This is a genomic window from Enterobacter sp. 342, assembly GCF_036663495.1.
GTDB lineage: Bacteria > Pseudomonadota > Gammaproteobacteria > Enterobacterales > Enterobacteriaceae > Enterobacter.
Window position 1 is genome coordinate 1 of the sequence record NZ_JAWUEI010000118.1, and the last position, 866, is coordinate 866.

1 pseudogene is annotated in these 866 nt (G+C 43.3%); it reads left to right on the forward strand.

From position 1 onward, the window contains the following. Positions 1–243: 243 nt before the first annotated feature. Positions 244–789 (forward strand): annotated as a pseudogene (locus V6E55_RS25525) (CatA-like O-acetyltransferase); the annotation flags it as partial. Between the last annotated feature and the right edge of the window lie 77 nt (positions 790–866).

The following is an 866-nucleotide window of genomic DNA, read 5'->3' on the forward strand; positions in this document are numbered from 1 at the left end:
AAGCAGAGTTTTTGAAATGTAAGGCCTTTGAATAAGACAAAAGGCTGCCTCATCGCTAACTTTGCAACAGTGCCAATAAATCCTGGTGTCCCTGTTGATACCGGGAAGCCCTGGGCCAACTTTTGGCGAAAATGAGACGTTGATCGGCACGTAAGAGGTTCCAACTTTCACCATAATGAAATAAGATCACTACCGGGCGTATTTTTTGAGTTATCGAGATTTTCAGGAGCTAAGGAAGCTAAAATGGAGAAAAAAATCACTGGATATACCACCGTTGATATATCCCAATGGCATCGTAAAGAACATTTTGAGGCATTTCAGTCAGTTGCTCAATGTACCTATAACCAGACCGTTCAGCTGGATATTACGGCCTTTTTAAAGACCGTAAAGAAAAATAAGCACAAGTTTTATCCGGCCTTTATTCACATTCTTGCCCGCCTGATGAATGCTCATCCGGAATTCCGTATGGCAATGAAAGACGGTGAGCTGGTGATATGGGATAGTATTCACCCTTGTTACACCGTTTTCCATGAGCAAACTGAAACGTTTTCATCGCTCTGGAGTGAATACCACGACGATTTCCGGCAGTTTCTACACATATATTCGCAAGATGTGGCGTGTTACGGTGAAAACCTGGCCTATTTCCCTAAAGGGTTTATTGAGAATATGTTTTTCGTCTCAGCCAATCCCTGGGTGAGTTTCACCAGTTTTGATTTAAACGTGGCCAATATGGACAACTTCTTCGCCCCCGTTTTCACCATGGGCAAATATTATACGCAAGGCGACAAGGGGCACTGTTGCAAATAGTCGGTGGTGATAAACTTATCATCCCCTTTTGCTGATGGAGCTGCACATGAACCCATTCA